The organism is Gordonia sp. PDNC005 (assembly GCF_016919385.1).
GTDB lineage: Bacteria > Actinomycetota > Actinomycetes > Mycobacteriales > Mycobacteriaceae > Gordonia.
In genome coordinates this window covers 1,626,533-1,648,518 of record NZ_CP070351.1, presented here as the reverse complement: position 1 = coordinate 1,648,518, position 21,986 = coordinate 1,626,533, and the positions used below count along the sequence as shown (strand labels likewise).

At 65.8% G+C, this 21,986-nt stretch carries 23 protein-coding genes; 9 read left to right on the top strand and 14 right to left on the bottom strand.

What is annotated here, in order from left to right; genetic code table 11:
• Nucleotides 1–34 precede the first annotated feature (34 nt).
• Together JVX90_RS07845 and JVX90_RS07840 are read left to right on the top strand one after the other, a co-directional pair.
• Complete coding sequence (locus JVX90_RS07845; protein ID WP_205331801.1) at nucleotides 35–817, top strand: SDR family oxidoreductase; 783 nt, start codon at nucleotides 35–37, stop codon at nucleotides 815–817.
• Nucleotides 814–1,923 (top strand): lycopene cyclase family protein, encoded by a 1,110-nt coding sequence (locus JVX90_RS07840; protein ID WP_205331800.1) that lies wholly within the window; start codon nucleotides 814–816, stop codon nucleotides 1,921–1,923. The genes JVX90_RS07845 and JVX90_RS07840 overlap by 4 nt, the downstream gene beginning before the upstream one ends.
• On the opposite strand, the gene JVX90_RS07835 is transcribed toward JVX90_RS07840, so the two are convergent.
• The 4 genes from JVX90_RS07835 to JVX90_RS07820 form a co-directional block, all read right to left on the bottom strand.
• The gene (locus JVX90_RS07835) at nucleotides 1,899–3,041 is read right to left on the bottom strand and encodes a hypothetical protein (protein WP_205331799.1); all 1,143 of its coding nucleotides are present in this window, start codon (nucleotides 3,039–3,041) and stop codon (nucleotides 1,899–1,901) included. The genes JVX90_RS07840 and JVX90_RS07835 overlap by 25 nt on opposite strands.
• Nucleotides 3,042–3,110: 69 nt before the next feature.
• Nucleotides 3,111–3,470, bottom strand: a complete 360-nt coding sequence (gene trxA / locus JVX90_RS07830) for a thioredoxin (RefSeq protein WP_205331798.1) — start codon at nucleotides 3,468–3,470, stop codon at nucleotides 3,111–3,113.
• Between the two features lie 29 nt (nucleotides 3,471–3,499).
• Nucleotides 3,500–4,984, bottom strand: coding sequence for an FAD-dependent oxidoreductase (locus JVX90_RS07825; RefSeq protein WP_205332328.1), 1,485 nt, complete (start codon nucleotides 4,982–4,984; stop codon nucleotides 3,500–3,502).
• A gap of 68 nt (nucleotides 4,985–5,052) precedes the next feature.
• A complete protein-coding gene (locus JVX90_RS07820) occupies nucleotides 5,053–5,991 on the bottom strand; it encodes an NAD(P)/FAD-dependent oxidoreductase (protein ID WP_205331797.1) in 939 nt (312 codons plus the stop codon).
• A 49-nt stretch (nucleotides 5,992–6,040) separates the two neighbouring features.
• On the opposite strand from JVX90_RS07820, the gene JVX90_RS07815 reads away from it, so the two are divergent.
• The gene (locus JVX90_RS07815) at nucleotides 6,041–6,625 is read left to right on the top strand and encodes an XRE family transcriptional regulator (RefSeq protein WP_205331796.1); all 585 of its coding nucleotides are present in this window, start codon (nucleotides 6,041–6,043) and stop codon (nucleotides 6,623–6,625) included.
• Nucleotides 6,626–6,661: 36 nt separating this feature from the next.
• Here the strand turns inward: JVX90_RS07815 and JVX90_RS07810 are convergent, their stop codons facing one another.
• The 8 genes from JVX90_RS07810 to JVX90_RS07775 form a co-directional block, all read right to left on the bottom strand.
• Nucleotides 6,662–7,453, bottom strand: coding sequence for a histidine phosphatase family protein (locus tag JVX90_RS07810; RefSeq protein WP_205331795.1), 792 nt, complete (start codon nucleotides 7,451–7,453; stop codon nucleotides 6,662–6,664).
• A 145-nt stretch (nucleotides 7,454–7,598) separates the two neighbouring features.
• Entirely contained in the window at nucleotides 7,599–7,937 is a 339-nt protein-coding gene (locus tag JVX90_RS07805; protein ID WP_008377859.1) for a metal-sulfur cluster assembly factor, read from the bottom strand.
• Between the two features lie 4 nt (nucleotides 7,938–7,941).
• Entirely contained in the window at nucleotides 7,942–8,391 is a 450-nt protein-coding gene (sufU, locus tag JVX90_RS07800) for a Fe-S cluster assembly sulfur transfer protein SufU (RefSeq protein ID WP_205331794.1), read from the bottom strand.
• Entirely contained in the window at nucleotides 8,391–9,671 is a 1,281-nt protein-coding gene (locus JVX90_RS07795) for a cysteine desulfurase (RefSeq protein WP_205331793.1), read from the bottom strand. The genes sufU and JVX90_RS07795 overlap by 1 nt, the downstream gene beginning before the upstream one ends.
• Nucleotides 9,672–9,675: 4 nt before the next feature.
• Nucleotides 9,676–10,446: a Fe-S cluster assembly ATPase SufC gene (sufC, locus tag JVX90_RS07790; protein WP_205331792.1), complete on the bottom strand. Its 771-nt coding sequence runs from the start codon at nucleotides 10,444–10,446 to the stop codon at nucleotides 9,676–9,678.
• A gap of 49 nt (nucleotides 10,447–10,495) precedes the next feature.
• Complete coding sequence (sufD, locus tag JVX90_RS07785; protein ID WP_205331791.1) at nucleotides 10,496–11,683, bottom strand: Fe-S cluster assembly protein SufD; 1,188 nt, start codon at nucleotides 11,681–11,683, stop codon at nucleotides 10,496–10,498.
• Nucleotides 11,683–13,122 carry a Fe-S cluster assembly protein SufB gene (gene sufB / locus JVX90_RS07780; RefSeq protein WP_205331790.1) on the bottom strand — a complete coding sequence of 480 codons (1,440 nt, stop codon included), beginning with the start codon at nucleotides 13,120–13,122 and terminating at the stop codon, nucleotides 11,683–11,685. Before sufB ends, sufD begins: the two co-directional genes overlap by 1 nt.
• Nucleotides 13,119–13,886 (bottom strand): metalloregulator ArsR/SmtB family transcription factor, encoded by a 768-nt coding sequence (locus tag JVX90_RS07775; RefSeq protein WP_205331789.1) that lies wholly within the window; start codon nucleotides 13,884–13,886, stop codon nucleotides 13,119–13,121. The genes sufB and JVX90_RS07775 overlap by 4 nt, the downstream gene beginning before the upstream one ends.
• Before the next feature lie 135 nt (nucleotides 13,887–14,021).
• Between JVX90_RS07775 and mptB the strand changes: the two genes are divergently transcribed.
• The 4 genes from mptB to JVX90_RS07755 all read left to right on the top strand — a co-directional run bounded on the left by mptB (nucleotide 14,022) and on the right by JVX90_RS07755 (nucleotide 18,525).
• The gene (gene mptB / locus JVX90_RS07770) at nucleotides 14,022–15,788 is read left to right on the top strand and encodes a polyprenol phosphomannose-dependent alpha 1,6 mannosyltransferase MptB (RefSeq protein ID WP_205331788.1); all 1,767 of its coding nucleotides are present in this window, start codon (nucleotides 14,022–14,024) and stop codon (nucleotides 15,786–15,788) included.
• Between the two features lie 63 nt (nucleotides 15,789–15,851).
• A complete protein-coding gene (locus JVX90_RS07765) occupies nucleotides 15,852–16,787 on the top strand; it encodes an ABC transporter ATP-binding protein (protein ID WP_240194094.1) in 936 nt (311 codons plus the stop codon).
• Nucleotides 16,784–17,587, top strand: a complete 804-nt coding sequence (locus tag JVX90_RS07760) for an ABC transporter permease (protein WP_205331787.1) — start codon at nucleotides 16,784–16,786, stop codon at nucleotides 17,585–17,587. Before JVX90_RS07765 ends, JVX90_RS07760 begins: the two co-directional genes overlap by 4 nt.
• A complete protein-coding gene (locus tag JVX90_RS07755) occupies nucleotides 17,584–18,525 on the top strand; it encodes a COX15/CtaA family protein (protein WP_205331786.1) in 942 nt (313 codons plus the stop codon). Before JVX90_RS07760 ends, JVX90_RS07755 begins: the two co-directional genes overlap by 4 nt.
• 90 nt (nucleotides 18,526–18,615) lie before the next feature.
• Here JVX90_RS07755 and JVX90_RS07750 read toward each other — a convergent pair whose 3' ends face one another.
• Nucleotides 18,616–18,978, bottom strand: coding sequence for a hypothetical protein (locus JVX90_RS07750; RefSeq protein WP_240194093.1), 363 nt, complete (start codon nucleotides 18,976–18,978; stop codon nucleotides 18,616–18,618).
• 34 nt (nucleotides 18,979–19,012) lie between these two features.
• Here JVX90_RS07750 and JVX90_RS07745 point away from each other — a divergent pair, with 34 nt between their 5' ends.
• On the top strand, nucleotides 19,013–19,978 hold the full coding sequence (locus tag JVX90_RS07745; RefSeq protein ID WP_205331784.1) for a quinone oxidoreductase: 966 nt from the start codon (nucleotides 19,013–19,015) through the stop codon (nucleotides 19,976–19,978).
• Complete coding sequence (locus JVX90_RS07740; RefSeq protein WP_205331783.1) at nucleotides 19,975–20,739, top strand: hypothetical protein; 765 nt, start codon at nucleotides 19,975–19,977, stop codon at nucleotides 20,737–20,739. The genes JVX90_RS07745 and JVX90_RS07740 overlap by 4 nt, the downstream gene beginning before the upstream one ends.
• Nucleotides 20,740–20,756: 17 nt before the next feature.
• Here JVX90_RS07740 and JVX90_RS07735 read toward each other — a convergent pair whose 3' ends face one another.
• Nucleotides 20,757–21,980 (bottom strand): hypothetical protein, encoded by a 1,224-nt coding sequence (locus JVX90_RS07735; protein ID WP_205331782.1) that lies wholly within the window; start codon nucleotides 21,978–21,980, stop codon nucleotides 20,757–20,759.
• Between the last annotated feature and the right edge of the window lie 6 nt (nucleotides 21,981–21,986).

Sequence of the window (21,986 nt, the reverse complement as noted above, 5' to 3'; positions counted from 1 at the left end):
TCCACTGAATCGTCCATCACATAACGTGATCGACATGACTACTTCGAACTCGACCTCTTCAACGGACTTGACTGGTCGCTCGGCACTGGTGACCGGCGGCAGCCGCGGCATCGGGTTGGCCGTCGCAACTGAACTCGCCCGCCGCGGGTCGGCCGTCGTCATCACCGGCCGCAAACCCGACGCACTCGCCGAGGCGGCCGACACGATCCGCGCGGCCGTCCCGGGCGCCGTGGTCGGCGTCGTCGCAGGCAACACCGGAGACGCCGCTCATCGCGCGGAAGCGGTCGCCGCCGCGGTCGCCAACGGAGGCATCGACATCCTCGTGAACAACACCGGAATCAACCCGATCTTCGGCGACCTCATGCAGGCCGACCTGGACGGGTTTCGCAAGTTGCTCGACACGAACGTCGTCGCCGCCCTCGGTTACATCCAGGAAGCGCATCGCGCGGGGATGGCCGACAGCGGTGGTGCGGTCGTGAACATCGCATCGGTCGCCGGTCTTCGGTCGACCGGAGTCATCGCCGCGTACGGTGCGTCGAAGGCTGCGCTCATTCGGCTCACCGAGGAACTCGCGTGGCAGCTCGGACCGACCATTCGGGTCAACGCCATCGCTCCCGGCATCGTCAAGACGAAATTCGCAGCGGGACTCCTCGCTGCAGGCGAGGACGCCGCGGCAGCGCCGTACCCGATGAAGCGGCTAGGCAGCCCCGAGGACATCGCCAACGCCGTCGCGTTCCTGGTCGGCGACGACGCCGCCTGGATCACCGGTGAGACGCTCAGGGTGGACGGCGGACTGCTGGCGACCGGAAGTTTGTGACGGCCGGCCGACCAGTCGACCTGGCCGTCGTCGGAGCGGGTCCCGCCGGCCGGGCGCTCGCCCACCGTGCACTCGCCGCAGGTCTGCGTGTCAGTCTTGTCGACCCTTCTCCGACGAAGGCGTGGACCGCGACGTACGGCATGTACGCCGACGATTGTCCCTCGTGGCTCGAACCGAAGTCGATAGCGGCGACAGCGTCGTCGTTCGCCGTCTTCACACCCGAACGCAGGGTCGTTCAACGCGGATACGTCGTCCTTGATTCGGGACGGTTCCAGCGGTCGCTGTCGATCGACGGGGCGACGGTGACCGCCGCCCGCGCCCAGACAGTCTCGGCGACGGAGGTGACGTGCGACGACGGCGCCGTGATCCGGGCCCGGTTTGTCGTGGACGCTCGTGGAGCATTCCTTGTCGACGTCGCCGGGCTGACCCGACAGACGGCGGCGGGTGCGTTCATCAATTCCGCAGAGCGTGATGTTGTGCTCATGGACTGGCGACCCGTCAGCGACGGCGACGGTCCGTCCTTCAGCTACCGGGTCCCGCTCGGCGATGGTCGCCGACTCGTCGAGGAGACCTGCCTCGCCGGACGTCCGCCTGTATCGGTAGCCGACCTCGCAGTGCGGAACGCCGACCGAGGTGGAGCGACGCGGATCGATGAACACGTCGACTTCCCTATGCTCGTGTCGTCCAGACCCTGGCGGCACAGGCCGGGCGACGCGCTCCGGTTCGGAGCGGCCGGCGGCATGATGAATCCGGCCACTGGATACAGCGTGGCGCAATCACTGGCGGCGGCAGACGTCATCGTCGAGTCGGTGATCGCGGGCCGCAGTCCCCACGCCGCATTGTGGACGAGGCGTGCTCGGCTTGCGTTCCGCCTACGCCGATTGGGTCTCGGTGTTCTCGTGCGTCTCACCGTCGAGGACCTGATCATGTTCTTCGACGCCTTCTTCCGGCTCGAACCGGACGTGCAGCGCGGGTATCTCTCAACTCGCGACGATGCGGTGGGAGTGTTGCGGGCGATGTGGTCGGTCTACCGAGTGCTCCCCTGCCGTCTACGTCTGAGAGTCGGGGCGCATTCGATACGTCACATCTTCTTCAGGAACGTGTAGACGGCCGAGATCTGCTGCTGAGTGTCGAGGAGTTCTTTTCCGTACGCTTCACCGACGTAGTCGCCGACGGCGATGAAGCAGCCGACTCGATCGTCCTTCTGGAAGCACTTGGCCGACGACAGGTCGCGGGGGCTGGCGGCCTTGCGTGAGGTGTCGTCGCCGAACCCCTTGATCAGGTAGTCGCGCCACCCCTCCGCCTGCGCTGGGCCGGCCGCACGGTAGGCCTGAGTCTGGTTCATCGCCGCGGCGGTGATTCCCGCCTTCTTCAGCTCGCTGTAGGCCTCGGGGCCGTTTCCGTAGAACAGCGCGGCGCCGCGCTGACCGAGCACGATCTGGGTAGAGACGGTCTGCTCATCGGCGGGCACCCGAATGGTGCCGCGGATCAGGCCGGTCGGGTCCGGATTCCGGTCGGTGTTCTCGGGCCCGATTGCCTCGAGGAGGGCCTTCTGCTTGTCGAATGCAGTGACGATCGCACGCTCAGCCCACGCGCGGTCGGGTGAGTCTGCCCAGGTGTAGACGAGGTACGACGCGACCTGCGAGACGGCAGTGAACACGTGTTTGCCGCTGGACCCGACGTTGTGGATGACGACGCTGGCCCTGGGCATGCCCGCCACCGACACCGGGCCGCCTCCGGGCTTGTTGTATTCCTTCGGCTTGGCGGCGATGCCGCCGATCTGTGTGACGGCGTCGCCTGCCGCCCGGTCGTCGGCGAACCGCATGACGACGTGGTTGACACCGAAATCGTTGGGGCCGTTCCCCGCCGCCATGCTGAAGCCATATTGGAATCGCTTCATCACGGGCAGGTCGACCATCTCCGACATCACCAGGCCCAGGTTCTTCGGAACGACGATAGGCATCGTCGGCATCTTGAGGTCGGTCATGCCGGCGTCGATGTCGACGGGAAAAACCACGCTGTCGGCGAGACGGACTGCGCGCACCTTGGCCCACTGAGCGTCGGTAGTGGCAGTCGGCAGCGTCGCCGCCTGCATCGATCCGTACTTTCCGAGATCAAGCTCCACGGGTCCGCGCTGCGGCGAACCGTCGACTGTGCATCCGGCGAGCACCGCGGCGACGGCGAGAGCGACGGCGGGGACAGCTGCTCGTGACAGGATGCGCATGCCCATCATCGTAAGGTCTGCGCACTGTCGCGGCGGTGCCGCGTCGCTCATCCGAACGATGTGACGGCGCTACTGCGCCTGACCACTCTCCCGGATCGCCTTCTCGACGTCGAGTTCCTGGATCTGACCGATCAGGGATTCGAGTGCCTGCGGCGGCAACGCCCCTGCCTCGTTGTACACGAGGTGACCGTCCTTGAACGCCATGATCGTCGGGATCGAACGAATGCTGGCCGCTGCCGCGAGCTGCTGCTCGGCCTCGGTGTCGACCTTCGCGAACACGATGTCGTCGAACTTCTCCGACACCGCGCTGTACGTCGGCGCGAATTGCTTGCAGGGTCCGCACCATTCGGCCCAGAAGTCGACCAAGACGATCTTGTTGTCGACGATGGTCTGCTCGAAGTCTGAGCCTGTCAGATCAATGGTTGCCATGCCTGAATCTAACAGCAGAGTGCAGCCGTCTATTCCGCGGACGTGCTCGACCTCCGCGCGGCCGCACTTCCCGCGCGCCGACCAAAGAATGTCCCGTCCCCCAGCGAAGTGCCGCTGATGTAGCCCCACGAGTGCAGACCGGAGGTTGCGCGGCCGGCGCCGTACAGTCCGGGAATCGGAAGTCCGTCGATGTCGAGCACCTCTCCGTCGGTTGACGTCCGAAGGCCTCCGATGGTGAACACCTCGGCTCCGCCGGTACTTCCACCGTGCTCGGGAGGCGCGATGCCGCGTCGGACGTCGATCGCCGCGAACGGTGATCGCAGCGGCCTGATCCATTCGGGCGCCTTGTGGAAGTACGGGTCGTCGCCGTTCTCCGCATGTCGGTTGTACTCGCCGACTGTCGACGTGAGCGCCCCGTCCGGCATGCCGATCTCGGCTTCCAGTTCGGCGAGCGTCTCCGCCACATAGTGCGGACGCACGCCCCATCGTTCCACTTCGGGAACTTCCTCGAACGCTTCCTCGTCGAGGATCACCCAGACGCGCAGTCCATGTTTGAACAGCGCGGCCTGCCCGATCAAGCCCGGATACACGTCTTCGTTGATGAACCGCCTGCCACGATCGTCAACGACCATTCCTCTGACAGCCATCCCGGGAATCAGCGAGATCCCGACTTTACCTGCTGACATGTGGCGGACGGCGGCACCTGCGGCCTGAGCGAGCGCGATACCTCGCCCGTCGTCACCCCCGTCACTGTTGACCGGTAGACCGACAAGCGCCGGTGCATGTTCGGCGAGCATCGCCTTGTTGTCGGCGAACCCACCTGTCGTGATCACCACCCCACCGCGCACGCGATATGTCACCGTCGTGTCGAAGTGTCGTGCGGCCACGCCGACGACCTCGTTGCCGTCGACGACAAGACGGAGGGCGACGGTGTCGACGTGCACATCAACTCTCGACTCGGCGACCCGGCGGCCGAGCACGTCCATCAGCACCTTGCCGCCGAATCCGTCAGCGGTGACCCGATGACCGCGGGGAGCCGGTGTCGCCAAGTCCGCGAACGGGAACGCCTTCTCCCCCATCCACATCAAGCCGTCGTCGGTGGGCGGGACCCACGTCGGAGTCGGCCACAGCGAATTCTTGAACGGCACGCCCTGATCGACCAGCCAATCGAAGTGAGCGACGCTGCTCTCGCAGTACAGCCGCACCTTCTCGAGATCACAGTCAGGTCCGAGAGCGGCGAGGAGGAAGGCCTCCATCTCGGATGCGGAGTCGTCGAAACCGCATGCTCTCTGCACGGATGTCCCGCCTCCGAGATACATCTCCCCGCCCGACTGCGCCGACGATCCGCCTCCACCACTGCGCTGTTCGAGGATCACCACCCGCGCTCCGGAAGCCTCGGCCTCGAGCGCTGCGGACGCCCCCGCGCACCCGAAGCCGACGACGAGGACATCAACCTCGTGGTCGAACTCTTCGACCTGGTCGATAGAGACGGGACGGACCGAAGACGTGAACATCTGCATCCGCCGATGGTCGCAGTCGACGCCCGATGGCGACTCTCGCCGTCCCGGTGGATGGGACGGACTCAGACGAGCGCCGACCGAACGTCGGCGGTGACAAGATCTGCATTGATCGCGACGCCCGCCAACAGCCCAGCACCCGCGGCGACCGATACCATCGCGGCGAGATTCCCAGCGTTTCCGGCGGTCCACACGCCGTCTACCCCGGTTGCTCCGGTCGGGTCGGACGGAATGAACTGGCCGAACGGATGGTCCTGCGGAACACCGCCGAGCTGCTCGAAGAGGGCGGTCCGGGCCATCATCCGCGTGCCGACGACCACGTTGTCGACGTCGTGGACCCGGCCGTCCACCTGGACCCCGGACACTTCACGATCATGCTCGATGACTCGCTCCACCTCACCTTCGACAACGCTGATTCCGCTCGCCCGCAGCTCGGCTCGCTGCTGATCATCGAACTCGACCGAACCCGCGAAGACGGTGACGTGCCGGCTCAACTGTGCGAAGAGCAGAGCCTGGTGGACCGATCCCATCGATGTGGTGGCGATGACGCCGATACGCCGGCCTCGGACCTCGTAGCCGTGGCAGTAGGGGCAGTGCAGAACACCGTGCCCCCACGCTTCTTGCACACCGGGAATCCGAGGCAGCTCGTCGACGAGGCCCGTGGCGAGCAGCAGCCGTCGGGCCTTCACGATCCGTCCGGAGCCGAGGCAGACCGTGAAGTCCCCGTCCCGCTCGACCGAGATCACTGCATCGTCGGCGAACTCGACGCCGTACGACGCTGCTTCCCGTCGCCCCTCCGCGACCAGCTCTGCGGGTGATATCCCCTCACGGGCGATCACGTTGTGCGCGGCGTCTGACGGCAGGTTCCGTTGTTCTCCCTTGTCCACGACCAGGACTGTGCGCAGTGACCGTCCGAGGGCGACCGCGCCGGACAGTCCGGCAGCGCCTCCCCCCACGATGACTGCGTCGAATCGGACCCCGGTGTTGCCTGTCGAGTTGCTCATGTAGCCGACCGTACAACGGCGATTGCCGATCTGGCATACACTCTTGCCCATGACGCAAGAATCGATCGAGAACGAGGTCGACAGCCTGGTCCGAGCCCGCATCCGAGGCCTGCGGATCGCCCAGGGATGGACTCTCGACTCCCTGGCCCGCCGGTGCCACCTCAGCCCCTCGACGCTGTCTCGCATCGAGACCGGCCATCGCAGAGTGGCCCTCGATCAGCTCGTTCCGATCGCACGGGCGCTCGGAACCACCCTCGATCACCTCGTGGAACCTGTGGACGACCGCGACGTCGTGATTCGACCCGAACCGCATCAACGCCCCGGCGTCGTCACGTGGATGTTGTCCCGCGATCGAGCGGAGAACGGCGTCATCGTCGCCAAGATGCGCCTCACGCCGCAGCCCGGGGTGGAGCCTGAGCAGCGGGTTCACCCCGGTTACGAGTGGTTCACCGTACTGTCCGGCACCGTCCGCTTGCGACTCGCTGATCGAGTGATCGACATCGAGGCGGGCGAAGCGGCGGAGTTCTCGACGATGGTCCCGCACGCGTTCACCGCTCATCGAAAGGTCGCCGAGATCCTCACGATCTTCGACAGAGACGGCGAACGCGCGCACCTCACCGCCGACCAGAGGTGAGATGCGCGCGCATCGAACGGAGTGAGGTACCTCAGCTCAGCACGGAGCCAGCGACGACGGATCGATCATCATCGATCCGGTCGAGATGCAGTCCGGAACACTCGGAAGCGTCGGATTGCCGACCCACTCCGTGATCCGCCAGCCGTCGGTCGGGTTGCCCTTCAGCACCACTCGACCGACGTTCCGCATGTAGTCAGTGCCGAGCCGTGCCATGTACTCGCGACCATTGGTCGACGCGAGGATGGTGCCGAACATGATGGTCGCGCCGTGCGAGAAGACCACGGCGTTCTTCTTGTGCGCCTTCACAACGGTCTCGATCGAATCGGTGAATCGGGCCTTGAACTCCGTGCCGCTCTCGGCGCCGGGGATCCGGGCAGTGAGGTCACCACGCAGCCACTGCTGCGGTGCGAGCATGTATCCGGCCGGCGCGTCACGCTCCGGAGTGCCCTCGTAGTCGCCCGCCAGGATCTCGTGGATGCCGGGAAGGACCACAGGATGCTTGAACAGCTTGCGGGCCAATGGCGCCGCAGTCTGCTGGGTACGGATCATGCGCGAGGCGAACACTCCGTCGAACTTGCGGTCCTCGAGCAGCACGGCGACCTGACGGGCCTGCGTTCGGCCGAGGTCGGTCAGCGCAGGGCCAGGAGTCTTGGTGTCGACGAGGCCCGACGCGTTGCCCGCCGATTCGGCGTGCCGGACGAATGTGATCGTGAGCTCGGGCGCCGCCTTCGCGGACGCAGCCGGCACGACTGCCGCGACACATGCCGCAGTGGCCGCAGCTATGACAACTGCGCCCAGGCGGGCGCGGAGTGACTTCTGATGGATCATGGGGAGGATTCCTTCGGGGCTTGATCAGAGCGACGTTATGACGCGCCTCACATGTTTGCACCAAACGTGATCCACCCGACGATTCATGCCCGCTGAATGGGATTCATCGGCACGATTCTGCGCCTACCGGCGGGTTCTGTGCCCGTCAGACGGTGAAGCCGAGGGCTCGCAGCTGCTCGCGACCGTCGTCGGTGATCTTGTCCGGACCCCATGCGGGAATCCACACCCAGTTGATCTCCACGTCGGTGCACAGACCGCTCGAGACCAGTGCGTTCCGCGTCTGATCCTCGATCACGTCGGTCAGCGGGCACGCGGGCGAGGTCAACGTCATGTCCAGGCGGACCGCCGCCTCGTCGTTGATCTCGAAGCCGTACACCAGCCCCAGATCGACGACGTTGATCCCCAGTTCCGGGTCGACGACGTCGCGCATCGCCTCTTCGACGTCGTCCTCGCTCGGCAGCGAGGTCGTCACGGTATCGGTCATCGGTTCACGCTCCAGTCTGTCCGGCCACGGTCTGGGCGACCGCGTCCTTGAACGCCATCCACCCGAGCAGCGCACATTTGACGCGTGCCGGGTACTTGCTCACGCCGGCGAAGGCTATGCCGTCGCCGATCAGGTCTTCATCGCCCTCGTCCTGCCCACGCGACGTCATCATCGTGTTGAACGAGTCGAGCGCGGTCATCGCGTCAGGGACACTCAATCCGACGATCTGATCGAACAGCACCGACGTCGACGCCTGCGAGATCGAGCAGCCCTGGCCGTCATACGAGACGTCGGCGACCTCGCCGTCGACCACCGAGACGCGCAGGGTGATCTCGTCCCCGCACGTCGGGTTGACGTGGTGCACTTCCGCGTCGAACGGATCACGGAGTCCACGCCCGTGCGGGTGCTTGTAGTGGTCCAGGATCACGTCCTGGTACATCTGCTCCATCCGCACTAGCGGCCCCCGAAGAAACTCTTGGCGACGCCGATCGCATCGGCCAGCTTGTCCACTTCGTCGAGCGTGTTGTACAACGCGAACGACGCTCGGGCGCTCGCCGCGATGCCGAACCTGCGGTGCAGCGGCCACGCGCAGTGGTGACCGACACGAATGGCGACACCCTCGTCGTCGAGAACCTGCCCGAGGTCGTGGGCGTGGATGCCGTCTACGACGAATGCGACAGCGCCGCCCCGCCGATCGGCGTCGGTCGGCCCGACGATCCGCAGACCCTCGATCGCGGTGAGACGTTCGAGCGCCCGGACGACAAGGTCGTGCTCGTGAGCTGCGACCGCATCCATCCCGATGTTCTCGAGATAGTCGACGGCGGCGCCCAGTCCAACCACCTGCGACGTCATCGGAACGCCGGCCTCGAACCGCTGCGGAGGCGGCGCGTATGTGGAGCCCTCCATCGTGACCGTCTCGATCATCGAACCGCCGGTGATGAACGGCGGCAACTGCGCGAGGAGCGACGCTCGCCCGTACAGGACACCGACTCCCGACGGGCCGAGCATCTTGTGCCCGGAGAACGCCGCGAAATCGACGCCGAGAGCAGCGAAATCGACAGACATGTGTGGAACGGACTGGCATGCGTCGAGCACCACGAGCGCGTCGACGGCATGAGCACGACGGACGAGTTCCTCCACATCCGCCACTGCCCCGGTCACGTTCGACTGGTGCGTGAACGCCACGATCTTCACCGTGTCGTCCAGTTCGAGCGAGTCGAGGTCGATCCGGCCGTCTTCGGTCACCGAGTACCAGCGGAGTGTGGCACCGGTCCGCCGCGCCAACTCCTGCCACGGCACCAGGTTCGCGTGGTGCTCGAGTTCGGTCACGACAATCGTGTCGCCTTCGCCGAGCGCCTTGCCACCGAGCACGCCGGCCGCGCGATCGTCGCCGAGCGTGTAGGCCACGACGTTGATCGACTCTGTCGCGTTCTTGGTGAACACGATCTCGTCGACGGCCGCCCCGACGAACCCGGCGATCGCAGCGCGTGCGTACTCGTACGAGTCGGTCGCCTCCTCGGCGAGCTGATGCGCGCCCCGATGCACGGCGGCGTTGCGGTTCAGCAGGAAGTCGCGCTCGGCGTCGAGCACCTGCAGCGGACGCTGCGACGTTGCGCCGGAGTCGAGATAGACCAACGGCTTGTCGTCGCGCACCGTGCGGTGCAGGATCGGAAAGTCGGCCCGGACCGTCGCGACGTCGAACGCCGTCACGCCGGACCCCGTTGTGATGGTCATCGGCTCACTTGGCGACAGCAGAGGTGAACCGCTCGTAGCCGTTCTCCTCCAACTCGTCTGCCAGCTCCGGACCGGCCGACTCGACGACGCGTCCGTTCACGAACACGTGGACGAAGTCGGGCTTGATGTAGCGCAGGATGCGCGTGTAGTGCGTGATCAGCAGGATGCCGCCGTTCTCGCGCTCGGAATACTTGTTGACGCCCTCGCTCACGATGCGGAGCGCGTCGACGTCCAGGCCCGAGTCGGTCTCGTCGAGGATCGCGATCTTCGGCTTGAGGAGGCTCAGCTGCAGAACCTCGTGCCGCTTCTTCTCGCCGCCGGAGAATCCCTCGTTGACGCTGCGCTCACCGAACGACGGATCGATGTCGAGTTCGGTCATCGCCTCCCGAGCCTCCTTGACCCAGTGGCGCAGCTTCGGTGCTTCTCCGCGGACCGCGGTCGCGGCCGAACGCAGGAAGTTCGACATCGAGACGCCCGGCACCTCGACGGGGTACTGCATCGCCAGGAACAGGCCGGCGCGGGCCCGCTCGTCGACGCTCATCTCCAGGACGTCCTCACCGTCGAGCGTGATCGTGCCCGAGGTGACGGTGTACTTGGGGTGTCCGGCGATGGCATACGACAGCGTCGACTTGCCCGAACCGTTCGGGCCCATGATCGCGTGGGTCTCACCGGACCGAATGGTCAGGTCGACACCTTTGAGGATGTGGATCGGCTCGGCGGCGGAGTCGGCGGGGGTCACGTCGACGTGCAGGTCGCGGATCTCGAGAGTCGTCATGTGAAGTGAAGTTCCTTCGTAAGAATGTGTGTCTGTGGGGCGAAGGCGCTCAGGCGCCTGCGGTCTCGAGTTCGGCTTCGATCGCCGCCTCGAGTCGCTCGCGGAGTTCGGGAACGGCGATCTTGGCAAGCACTTCGCCGAAGAAGCCGCGGATCACCAAACGACGGGCCTGGTCCTCCGGAATGCCGCGTGACTGCAGGTAGAAGAGCTGCTCGTCGTCGAATCGACCGGTCGCGCTGGCGTGTCCGGCACCGACGATCTCACCGGTCTCGATCTCCAGGTTGGGAACCGAGTCGGCGCGCGCGTTGTCGGTGAGCACCAGATTGCGGTTCAGCTCGTACGTGTCGGTGCCCTCGGCCGTCGGACGGATCAGCACGTCGCCGATCCACACCGTGTGAGCTTCACCGCGCTTGTCACCCGAGGGGTCGCCCTGCAGCGCTCCCTTGTACGTGACATGGGAACGGCAGTGCGGCGCCGAGTGATCGACGAGCAGACGCTGTTCGAGATGTTGGCCTGCGTCCGCGAAGTACAGGCCCCACAGCTCGGCGTCGCCGCCCGGAGCACGGTACTGGACTCGGGGCGAGAGGCGGACCAGGTTGCCGCCGAGGCTCACCGCGAAGTGCCGGATGACCGCGTCTCGTCCCACCGAGATGTGGTGCGCTGCGACGTGGACGGCGTCGTCGGCCCAGTCGTGGACGTTCACGACGGTGAGGTGCGCGCTGTCGTCGACGACGAACTCGACGTTCTCACCGATGGTCCCGCTCCCACGCTGATCGAGGACGATCACTGCCTTGGAGAACGGCTCGGCGTGGATCTGGAGGTGCGCGTACGCGACGTCGCCCTCACCCGGGCCGTCGAAGGTGATGAACAGCGGTTCGGCGACCTGCGCCTCTTTTGCCACCGTTATCACGGTGGCCGACGTGAACGACGAGTACGCCTGCGCGGCGATCCGGTCGAACGGCACTCCCCCGCGTCCGAGACGCTCGTCGTCGCGTCCGACGGTCTCGACGGTCACGCCGTCGACCGATTCGGTGACCGCGTAATCGACCGACGCAGTAGCCGTCGCAGAGCCGTCGTGCAGTCCGCGTAGTCGTCGGAACGGGGTGAAACGCCACGCCTCTTCACGCTGGGCGGGCACCTCGAACGCGTTGACGTCGAATGAGCTGAACATCTCGCCCTTGTTGACGACGACGCTTCCTGTGCCGGCGCCGGGAGCGGTGGTCTCGAGGTCTGCCATCAGCCGACCGATCCTTCCATCTGCAGTTCGATGAGCCGGTTGAGCTCGAGTGCGTACTCCATCGGGAGTTCCTTGGCGATCGGCTCCACGAATCCGCGGACCACCATCGCCATCGCCTCGGTCTCCGTGAGTCCGCGACTCATCAGGTAGAACAGCTGATCGTCGCTGACCTTCGAGACTGTCGCCTCGTGTCCCATCGTCACGTCATCCTCACGGATGTCGACGTACGGGTAGGTGTCACTGCGGCTGATCTGGTCGACCAGCAGCGCGTCACACTGAACCGTGGAGCGGCTGCCGTGTGCGCCGGGGTTCACCTTGATCAGGCCGCGGTACGACGAGCGCCCACCGCCACGTGCCACCGACTTCGAGACGATGTTGCTCGAGGTGTACGGCGCGAGGTGAACCATCTTCGATCCGGTGTCCTGGTGCTGGCCTTCGCCCGCGAACGCCACCGAGAGCACCTCGCCCTTGGCGTGCTCACCGGTGAGCCACACTGCCGGGTACTTCATGGTGACCTTCGAACCGATGTTGCCGTCGACCCATTCCATCGTCGCGCCGGCCTCGGCCTTGGCACGCTTGGTGACCAGGTTGTACACGTTGTTCGACCAGTTCTGGATCGTCGTGTAGCGGCAACGTCCGCCCTTCTTCACGATGATCTCGACGACGGCCGAGTGCAGTGAGTCGGACTTGTAGATCGGAGCGGTGCAGCCCTCGACGTAATGGACGTAAGCGTCCTCGTCGACGATGATCAACGTCCGCTCGAACTGGCCCATGTTCTCGGTGTTGATGCGGAAGTACGCCTGCAGCGGGATGTCGACGTGGACACCCTTCGGCACATAGATGAACGATCCGCCCGACCACACGGAGGTGTTCAGCGCAGAGAACTTGTTGTCGCCTGCGGGGATCACGCTGCCGAAGTACTCCTGGAACAGTTCCGGGTGCTCGCGCAGACCGCTGTCGGTGTCGAGGAAGATGACACCCTTCTCCTCCAGGTCCTCGCGGATCTGGTGGTAAACGACCTCGGACTCGTACTGCGCGGCGACGCCTGCGACGAGACGCTGCTTCTCCGCCTCCGGGATGCCGAGCTTGTCGTAGGTGTTCTTGATGTCCTCGGGGAGGTCTTCCCACGATTCCGCCTGCTTCTCCGTGGAGCGCACGAAGTACTTGATGTTGTCGAAGTCGATGCCCGACAAGTCGCCGCCCCAACTGGGCATCGGCTTCTTGTCGAAGATGCGCAGAGCCTTGAGGCGCTGTTCCAGCATCCACTCCGGCTCGTTCTTCTTCGACGAGATGTCGCGGACGACAGCCTCGGACAGACCGCGCTGAGCGGCGGCGCCTGCGTCGTCGCTGTCTGACCAGCCGTAACCGTAGCGGTCGAAGGAAGCGATCGTCTCTTCCTGGGACAGCTGCTGCGGTGCGGCGGGATCGGTGACCGTCATCGGGGGACCTTTCCATCGGGGTTGTCGGCGGCGCCGGGCTGAGCGTCCGCCTTCGGGTCTGACGTGTTCTTGAGCGCCGTGGCGGCGACTGTGTTGACCGGCACGTGCGTGCTGCAGACACAATCGCCGTTGGCGATCGTCGCCAGACGTTGAACATGGGTGCCGAGCAGTTCGGTGAAGGCCGCTGTCTCCGCTTCGCACAGTTCCGGGAACTCCGCGGCGACGTGCGCCACCGGGCAGTGGTGCTGGCAGATCTGCACGCCGTTTCCGACCTGCCGGGTGTCTGCCGAGTATCCCGCACCGGTCAGCGCGTCTGCGATCTGGTCGACGGTCGCGATGACCGAGCCGGACTCACGGACGGGCTGAACCTTCGCGACGATGCCGTTCACACGATCACGTGCGAACGTCTCGACTGCTTCCTGACCTGCGATGTCGCGCAGCGAGCGGATGGCCGCTCCGGCGAGATCATCGTAGGCGTGACGCAGCTTGCCGCGACCTGTCGGGGTCAGCTGGAACCACTTGGCGGGGCGACCTCGGCCGCCCTTGTTGAATCCGGCGGGCGCAATGTCGACGTCGCCGGACTCGGTGAGGTTGTCGAGGTGGCGTCGAACGCCGGCGGGACTGATCCCGAGACGTTCGGCGATATCACTCGCCGTCATCGGCCCCTCGTCGACCAGCAAAGACACGACTGCGGCTCGGGTCTGGCCGTCTGCGCCAGGCCCGTCCGCGTGCTGCTGCCACGGCAGCTGCTTCGAGTCGGTCATGCTTTTCACAACACAAGTGTGTCTTAATTGATTCCCCTCTACCAGCAAGGGTGACCTAAGCCTCCACGCCGCGGAACCCGCGGACGTTCACCCGCCCTCGCCGAACGCCGGGCACCGGGCCGCTACAGTCGTTCTGTGCCGGAACTCCCCCTGTTGCGCCGCGGCCTCGATTATCTGGGCCTGGCCAAGCCGCCCGTCGAGCGTTCCGTCGACGACACCGGCGACTACGGCTCTCGACTCGCTCGGATGCACGACGACGAGGCCGAAGTCGGACCCCTCAACGCGTACGAGAACAATCGTCTGCGACGAATTCAACTCTTCGGGACGACGGGCACAGTCCTGATCCTCATCGGGTCGCTCGGCACGGGCATGCTCCCGGTGCTGCAGAACCCGATCGTCGGCACCCGAATCCTGTCGCTCCCGTCTCGCATGTACTCGACGGCGTTGACCGTCTCCATCGGCGGGATGATGATGCTCGTCGTCGCGTGGCTCCTGCTCGGCCGATACGCGATCGGCAGGTTCTCCGTCGAAGTGGCGGAGGGCCGGAGCCCTGCGCGGCGCATGTCGCGCAGACAGGCCGACACCACACTCATCATGTGGATCACTCCCCTTCTCCTTGCGCCGCCGCTGCTCAGCAAGGACGTGTACTCGTATCTCGCACAGAGCGCGATCGCGTACAAGGGCATGGACCCGTACACCTACAGCCCGATGCGCGGGCTGGGCGTCGATCATCCCCTGACACTGTCCGTCCCGAACTTGTGGAAAGACACGCCTGCGCCGTACGGCCCCCTGTTCCTGTGGATCGGCGAACACGTCACGGCCCTGACCGGCGACAACATCACTGCCGCCGTTCTCTTGCATCGACTGATCGCGTTGGCCGGCGTCGCGATGATCGTGTGGGCTCTCCCGCGCCTCGCACGCCGCTGCGGTGTGTCTACGGTTGCGGCTCTCTGGATCGGAGCTCTCAACCCGCTCCTGATCCTTCACCTGGTCGGCGGCATCCACAACGAGTCGCTGATGCTGGGCATGATGCTCGTCGGCATGGAGTTGTGCTTCCGGGCAATCGAAGGCTCCGACGCGTTGCGGCGGCCGTCCGGACCCCTGCCGTCCCGAGCCGGCTGGATTCTGATCGGAGGCGCGGCCCTGATCGCGGCGTCGGCCATGATCAAGGTCGCGTCGATGCTCGCCCTCGGCTTCATCGGAATCGCCCTCGCCAGGCGGTGGGGTGCCACTCTCCCCGCTTTGAGACACGCCCCGATCGGCCAATGGTGGACTAGATCGAAGACATCGATCGTCGCCCTCACCAAGTCGGCGTCGATCCTCCTGGCGGTGTCGGCGATCGTGATCGGCGGCATCGGCACCGCGACCGGTCTCGGCTTCGGATGGACGGGCACTCTCAGTACCGGAGGAATCGTCCGCTCCTGGATGTCCATGCCGACTCTGCTCGGCGTCGTCTCCGGTCGTGTTGGACTGTGGCTCGGGCTCGGCGAGCAGACACAGGCCATCCTCGACATCGCACGACCGATCGGGCAGGTGATCGCGGGAGTCTTCGTGATCCGTTGGCTGCTCGCGTGCCTCGCAGGTCGTGTCCACGCACTCGGCGGCCTCGGCATCGCGATGGCGACCTTCGTGGTGTTCTTCCCGTTCGTGCAGGCCTGGTACCTCTTGTGGGCGATCATTCCGCTTGCCGCTTGGGCCACTACCCGTTGGTTCCGCCTCGGAACCGTGATCATCTCCGGGATCATGTCCGTAGTGGTCATGCCGACGAGCTCGGACACTCCGCCCCTGACTGTCGCGCAGGGACTGGCCACGGGAGTTCTGATGGTCGGTGTGGCGGCCACCGCGTTCTTCATCGACAGTCCGATTCGCGTCTGGATCAACCGCCGCCGACACAAGGTGTGACACACGCCGCCTCGGTCGCACCCGGCACCGTTCGCGGGCCGCGCCTGGCTTAGGCTGGCAGGCGTGCCCGAACCGTCAGTCTCCTCCGTAGCCCTGAGCATCAGTGGGCTGGTCAAACGGTTCGACGACGTCGTCGCCGTCGACGGCCTCGACCTCGAACTCCATACCGGGGAGGTCCTCGCACTCCTCGGCCCGAACGGTGCAGGGAAGACGACGACCGTCGAGATCTGCGAAGGATTCGGTACCCCGGATTCAGGCCGAGTCGCGGTCCTCGGTCTTGATCCGATCGCCGACAACGACGCGCTCCGCAGCCGAATCGGCGTCATGTTGCAGGGCGGAGGCGCATACCCCGGGGCGAAGGCCGCCGAGATGCTGCGTCTGTGCGCGTCGTACAGCGCCGATCCGATCGATCCCGACTGGTTGATGGACGTGCTCGGCATCGCCGACGTGGCAGCCACTCCTTTCCGGAGGCTGTCGGGCGGACAGCAGCAGCGCCTGTCCCTGGCCTGTGCACTCGTCGGCCGCCCTGAACTTGTGTTTCTGGACGAGCCGACGGCAGGTCTCGACGCTCACGCCCGCATCATGGTCTGGGAGCTCATCAACCGTCTCAAGTCGGATGGGGTTTCGGTCCTGCTGACCACCCATCATCTGGATGAGGCCGAGGAGCTCGCTGACCGCATCGTGATCGTCGACCGCGGTCGGGTCGTCGCGTCCGGGACGCCCGCCGACCTGGTGCGACGCGACGCCGAGGGCCAACTGCGTGTCACCGCGGACGGGCTCGACGAGTCAGCGTTGGAGACCTCGCTGCCCGACGGCTATTCGTGCAAGCGCACACCCGCGGGCGACGTCCTCGTCGCGGGCGACATCACTCCCCGCATCGTCGCTGTCGTCACCGCGTGGTGTGCCGAGCACGATGTGCTCGTGACGGGCCTCGCGGTGGACACCAATTCTCTGCAGGACGTGTTCCTGGAGCTCACCGGCCGCGAGGTGCGTGCATGACCGACCAGACCGCCACGCCTAACCGCTTCCCTGCGGGCACGTTCTCGCCCGCCCCGTCGCCCGCGCCGCTCATGGCCATGCTCGCGGCGCAGACGCGGATGGAACTGACCCTGCTGCTGCGCAACGGCGAACAGTTGCTGCTCACGATGTTCATTCCGATCACCCTGTTGATCGGGCTGTCGATCCTGCCGATCGACACCGGTTCGGGTGACACCGCGGCAGCCCGAGCGACGACGTTCGTGCCTGCGATCCTCGCAGTCGCCATCATGTCGACGGCGTTCACGGGCCAGGCCATCGCCGTCGGTTTCGACCGCCGCTACGGAGCACTCAAGCGACTCGGCGCCACCCCGATACCCCGCTGGGGAATCATCGCGGGCAAATCAGCGGCCGTCGCCATCGTCGTCGTCCTGCAGGCGCTGATCATCGGCGGGATCGGCGCGGCCTTCGGATGGCGACCCGGCATCGGCGGACTCGCTGTCGGCGCGATCGTGATCGTGCTCGGCACTGTCGCCTTTGCGGCGCTCGGTCTTCTGCTCGGCGGCACCATGAAAGCCGAAGTGGTGCTGGCTCTGGGCAACCTGATCTGGTTCGTCCTGCTCGGCGTCTCGAGTCTTGTGGTCTTCGACGAGCACGTCCCGTCGGCCGTCCACTGGGCGGCACGGTGCACCCCCTCGGGAGCACTCACCGAAGCGTTGACGCAGGCGTTGGCGGGCTCAGTTGATCTGTTCGGCATCGGCGTGCTGGCGGCGTGGGCCGTCGTCGGCGGCGCCCTCGCAGTGAGGTGGTTCCGGTTCGAATGAGCACTCAATCGTTGTCGCAGTCGTGGGGAGGCTTCCGCGCCCCGACACGCGTCTTCCTGTACAGGTGGGCGATCGCCAACCTCGCCGCGAACATCCTGCTGGTCGTGACCGGCGGCGCGGTCCGCGTGACCGACTCCGGTCTCGGATGCCCGACGTGGCCGCAGTGCACGTCGGGGTCGCTCACCCCGCATGCGGCGATGGGCATTCACGGCGTGATCGAGTTCGGAAACCGGATGCTCACGTGGGTGCTGGTCGTGGTCGCCGTGGGCGCCTGGGTCGCCGCGATGCGGTACCGGCCGATGGATCGGCTCGCTCGTCGTCTCGCGACCGGTGTGGCTCTCGGAGTACCTCTTCAGGCTGTGGTCGGCGGCGTCACCGTGCTCACCAACCTCAATCCATGGGTGGTCTCGTTCCATTTCCTGGCGACGGTCCTGATCATCTCGCTCGCGACCTGGCTGGTGTTCCACACCAACCCGGCCCGCGAACATGACACTGCGCCGGATGCTCCCCCCGTCGTCACGCGGCTGGCGATCGCGGCCTCCTGGGTCGTGTACGCACTGACATGGGTGACGATCTACCTCGGGACGGTTGTGACAGGCTCCGGACCGCACGCGGGTGACATCAAATCGCATCGCAATGGCCTCGAGCCCACCCAGTCCACCCAATTGCACGTCGACGCGGTGTGGACACTCGTCGGCATCTCGATCGGACTGATCCTGCTCACGGTCATCGCGAAGCTCCCGTCGCGGCGCGCGGCGATCACGTTCGGCGGTGTCATCGTCTTGCAGGGACTGATCGGCTACATCCAGTACGCCGCGGGCCTGCCCGAGTGGATGGTCGTCCTGCACATGTTCGGCAGTGCCCTGCTCATGGTCGGCGCCACCTACCTGCTGGTCTCCGCGGCCCGGTCCACGGTGTCGACGGCGAAGACGTTCTGACACCAACGCCGTTCCCTCCTGTCAACGACAGACGCTCCCCTCGCGAGGGGAGCGTCTGTCGTTGAAGGAGCGTCGGCTACGGCTGCGGCGTCAGTCGAGGATCTTGCGGTTGCGCGCCTTCGGAAAGCGCTTCTGGCGTGCCACCCAGCCTGCCATCTTGCGCCAGTGCGACGGCGTGACCGTCGCGGACGACGTCAGGTCGCGGTCCCATTCGGCCTTCTCGAGTCCTTCGACGGCGTCGATCACGGCTTCGGCCGTCGCCATGTCGCGGACCACACGGTCGCCGAGCACGCCGTTCGAGCCGCCGACCAGGGTGATCCGAACGCCTGCGTCGCCTGCCGCTTGAAGGACGGCCTTGGCCGAGCCGCCCTCGGCTGCGACGAACTTTCGGATGGAACCGACCACGTCGGCCGGTGCGGACACGGTCGTCGTCACTGCGGAGTCATCACTCATACGGGTGATCATACCGGCGTGCCAAAATGGATCCATGCGTGCGATCCATGTGTCCCGTCACGGTGGTCCCGACGTTCTGGCGAGTGTCGACGTCCCTTCTCCCACTGCCGGACCCGACGACCTTCTGGTCGATGTCGAAGCCGTCGGCGTCAACTTCATCGACACGTATCTGAGGGAAGGTGTGTATCCCTCCGAGCCTCCGTACATTCCCGGTTTCGAGGGATCCGGGATCGTCTCCGCCGTCGGGTCGAACGTCACTGCTTTTGCGGTCGGTGATCGCGTGGCCTGGTGTGACGTCGTGTCCTCGTACGCGGAACAGGTCGCCGTACCCGCCGTCGACGCGCTGCACGTGCCCGACGGTGTGCCGTTCGACGTCGCGGGGTCCGCTCTCCTGCGCGGTCTCACCGCCCACTATCTCCTCGACGGCAGCGCTCATCCGACGTCCGGCGACACCGTGCTCGTTCACGCCGGCGCGGGCGGTGTGGGTCTGATACTCACCGAGTGGGCGGCTGCGCGGGGAATCACCGTGATCACCACGGTCTCGTCGGATGCGAAGGCCGAGTTGTCCCGGAAGGCCGGCGCGGCACACGTCCTGCGGTACGACGACCCGATCGCCGACCGCGTGCGAGAGCTGACCGACGGACGCGGCGCGTCTGTGGTGTACGACGGTGTGGGGGCGTCGACGTTCGACGCATCGCTCGACGCGGCCGCCGTCCGCGGGACCGTTGTGCTGTTCGGCGCCGCGAGCGGCCCCGTCCCGCCGTTCGACCTCCAGCGTCTCAACCGCGAAGGATCCCTGTCGGTGACCCGTCCCTCGCTTGGCCACTTCATCGCCGACCCGACCGAGTTCGCGTGGCGTGCGGACGAGTTCTTCGGCGCCATTGCCGACGAGGTGTTGCACGTCGACGTCGGTCAAACGTTCCCCCTCGCCGACGCGGCCGACGCTCACCGCGCACTCGAGGCCCGCTCCACCACCGGCGCGACGGCGCTGATCCCATGAGCACAGTTCCCCCGAAGAAGATCGCCCTCGCGGTCACGGCGGTCGCCGGACTGGTTGTGATCACAGTCGTCCGGCCGTTCCCGCCCGCGGGACAGATCGTTTGTTATGCACTCCTCCTCGGGATGCTGCTGGTCGCTGTCGCGATGCCGGGTCTGGAAGACCTCAGCGTGGCCGCGGCCGAGGTGAAGCGCGAACGTGACAAGGAACAGGGCCGGGCGAAGCAATTCACGACGCCGCGATCGAAGCCTGAACCCCAGCGTGGCCCCCCGCTGAACCTTCGTTGGACAAGTGCCTGCCGACACCACGACGGTGTTCTCGGCGCGTACGGCGCATATGAGCTCGACCCGGCGATGCTGTTGCAGTATCCGGCCCTGTGGGACCTCAGCGCACAGCCGGTGATGGATTTCCACGACGCGCTCGACATGGCGGGCGGACTCCGCACCGACGCTTTCCCGGTCGACCCGTCAGACGCGGAGGACTACATCGCGTCTGTCGACATGCTGCGCAGCGCGTGGACGAAGGCCGATCGATTCGCACGGAGCACCGGAACCGACCAACTCGGTGAAGAGGACGCTCGTGACTGCCGCCGCGCTCTGAAACTGCTGCGTCACGCAGACGGCGCGAGCGGTCAGGAACGCGCGTCGTACCTGGGACAGGTCATCACGACCGTCGATCGCCTCGCCGATCGTGGCATCGTGGCTCCGGTCGACCGGATCAGTGCCGAACTCGCCACCCGGGTGCAGATGGCGATCGAGGCCTGACACCGCTCTACTGACTGTCAGTTGGAAGTACGGAGGAACACGCCCGCTGTCGAATAGAAAGCACGCGCTCCGTTGCTGAACGGCCCCACTGACATCTGGACTGACAGTTCGTCGTCGCTACCCGATCGTTCAACTGTGAATCCGACACGTTCACGGTCGTATCCCGGGATCGAGAACCTCCGCATCATGTCGTCACGGATCGCGGTGAGCGTCGGCTGATCCAATCTGGCGAGCGCAAACGCGGTGTCGCTGTAGTCGGCTGGTTCGTCGCGTTCGGTCGCCACGGGGAAGCGACCGGGTTTGACGAATACGCGGCTGTAGCGTCCGCCGTCGAACTCGAGCTCCACTCCTCCATCGATCATGATCGACGATCCACCGACGCTGTCCGATCCTTCAGCGAGCGCCATGAAGTCGATCGCCCTCAGATTTCGGCGGGCCGGGTTCATTCCAAGGTCTGCCATCATCCGGTTCGCGGCGACCATCACGGTCCCGAATTGGCCCGCGTCCAAAGTTCCGGCGAGCCGATTCTTCATGTCGGCCTCGATATACAGGCCGCCGCCGACATCGAAGGTCGCCACCAACTTGTTGTCTGAATCCCCGCGCGGAGCGACGGTGATCGACGACGTCGACGACACGTTGTCGGGACCCGGCCCCATCGCTGCGACTGCGGCGTCGACATCCCGCATCGTGTCCCCCAAGCGCAGCGACGCCACGGTCGACCGCGCGAACACCAAGCGGCTCGGTGCGGAACTGATTGTGACGTCCCTCCAGCCGTCTCCGTAGTCGCTGCTGGACATACGTCGCCCGGTGGCTGGATCCAAGATGTCCACATCGGTCGACCCGGAGTCGATCGTTATCGACAACAACTGACTGGAGCCCCGCTCCAGCATGTCGTCAGCGCGGTCGAGAGCCGCGGCGAGACGTGAATCCGGATCCTTGAGCGAATCGGAGTCTGCGCTGAAGTTGGTCGAGGAGGTGTCCGATCCATCGGTTAGAGCGCCCACGACAGTGGTCCCGAGACCGAGCATGACGACGGGGACAAGGAATACGCCTGCGACGCCTGCGCGCGTCGATCGGCTACCCGCAGACCTGACCAGCACGATTGCGGTCACGGTGCCGAGCACAACTGCGAAGAAACGGACGAGCAGGGTGTCCGCGATTGCCGCAACAGCAAACGCTACGAGTGTCACTGCGACAGCAATACCGACAGTCACATGCGGTTTCGGGGAGGGCATGCTCACTCGCCA

Bases quoted from the DNA above. Each gene is read 5' to 3' on its own strand.
- JVX90_RS07845 (WP_205331801.1), top strand. From the start codon at position 35: ATGACTACTTCGAACTCGACCTCTTCAACGGACTTGACTGGTCGCTCG.
- JVX90_RS07835 (WP_205331799.1), bottom strand. From the start codon at position 3,041: ATGCGCATCCTGTCACGAGCAGCTGTCCCCGCCGTCGCTCTCGCCGTC.
- trxA (WP_205331798.1), bottom strand. From the start codon at position 3,470: ATGGCAACCATTGATCTGACAGGCTCAGACTTCGAGCAGACCATCGTC.
- JVX90_RS07825 (WP_205332328.1), bottom strand. From the start codon at position 4,984: ATGTTCACGTCTTCGGTCCGTCCCGTCTCTATCGACCAGGTCGAAGAG.
- JVX90_RS07820 (WP_205331797.1), bottom strand. From the start codon at position 5,991: ATGAGCAACTCGACAGGCAACACCGGGGTCCGATTCGACGCAGTCATC.
- JVX90_RS07815 (WP_205331796.1), top strand. From the start codon at position 6,041: ATGACGCAAGAATCGATCGAGAACGAGGTCGACAGCCTGGTCCGAGCC.
- JVX90_RS07810 (WP_205331795.1), bottom strand. From the start codon at position 7,453: ATGATCCATCAGAAGTCACTCCGCGCCCGCCTGGGCGCAGTTGTCATA.
- JVX90_RS07805 (WP_008377859.1), bottom strand. From the start codon at position 7,937: ATGACCGATACCGTGACGACCTCGCTGCCGAGCGAGGACGACGTCGAA.
- JVX90_RS07795 (WP_205331793.1), bottom strand. From the start codon at position 9,671: ATGACCATCACAACGGGGTCCGGCGTGACGGCGTTCGACGTCGCGACG.
- sufC (WP_205331792.1), bottom strand. From the start codon at position 10,446: ATGACGACTCTCGAGATCCGCGACCTGCACGTCGACGTGACCCCCGCC.
- sufD (WP_205331791.1), bottom strand. From the start codon at position 11,683: ATGGCAGACCTCGAGACCACCGCTCCCGGCGCCGGCACAGGAAGCGTC.
- sufB (WP_205331790.1), bottom strand. From the start codon at position 13,122: ATGACGGTCACCGATCCCGCCGCACCGCAGCAGCTGTCCCAGGAAGAG.
- JVX90_RS07775 (WP_205331789.1), bottom strand. From the start codon at position 13,886: ATGACCGACTCGAAGCAGCTGCCGTGGCAGCAGCACGCGGACGGGCCT.
- JVX90_RS07760 (WP_205331787.1), top strand. From the start codon at position 16,784: ATGACCGACCAGACCGCCACGCCTAACCGCTTCCCTGCGGGCACGTTC.
- JVX90_RS07755 (WP_205331786.1), top strand. From the start codon at position 17,584: ATGAGCACTCAATCGTTGTCGCAGTCGTGGGGAGGCTTCCGCGCCCCG.
- JVX90_RS07750 (WP_240194093.1), bottom strand. From the start codon at position 18,978: ATGAGTGATGACTCCGCAGTGACGACGACCGTGTCCGCACCGGCCGAC.
- JVX90_RS07745 (WP_205331784.1), top strand. From the start codon at position 19,013: ATGCGTGCGATCCATGTGTCCCGTCACGGTGGTCCCGACGTTCTGGCG.
- JVX90_RS07740 (WP_205331783.1), top strand. From the start codon at position 19,975: ATGAGCACAGTTCCCCCGAAGAAGATCGCCCTCGCGGTCACGGCGGTC.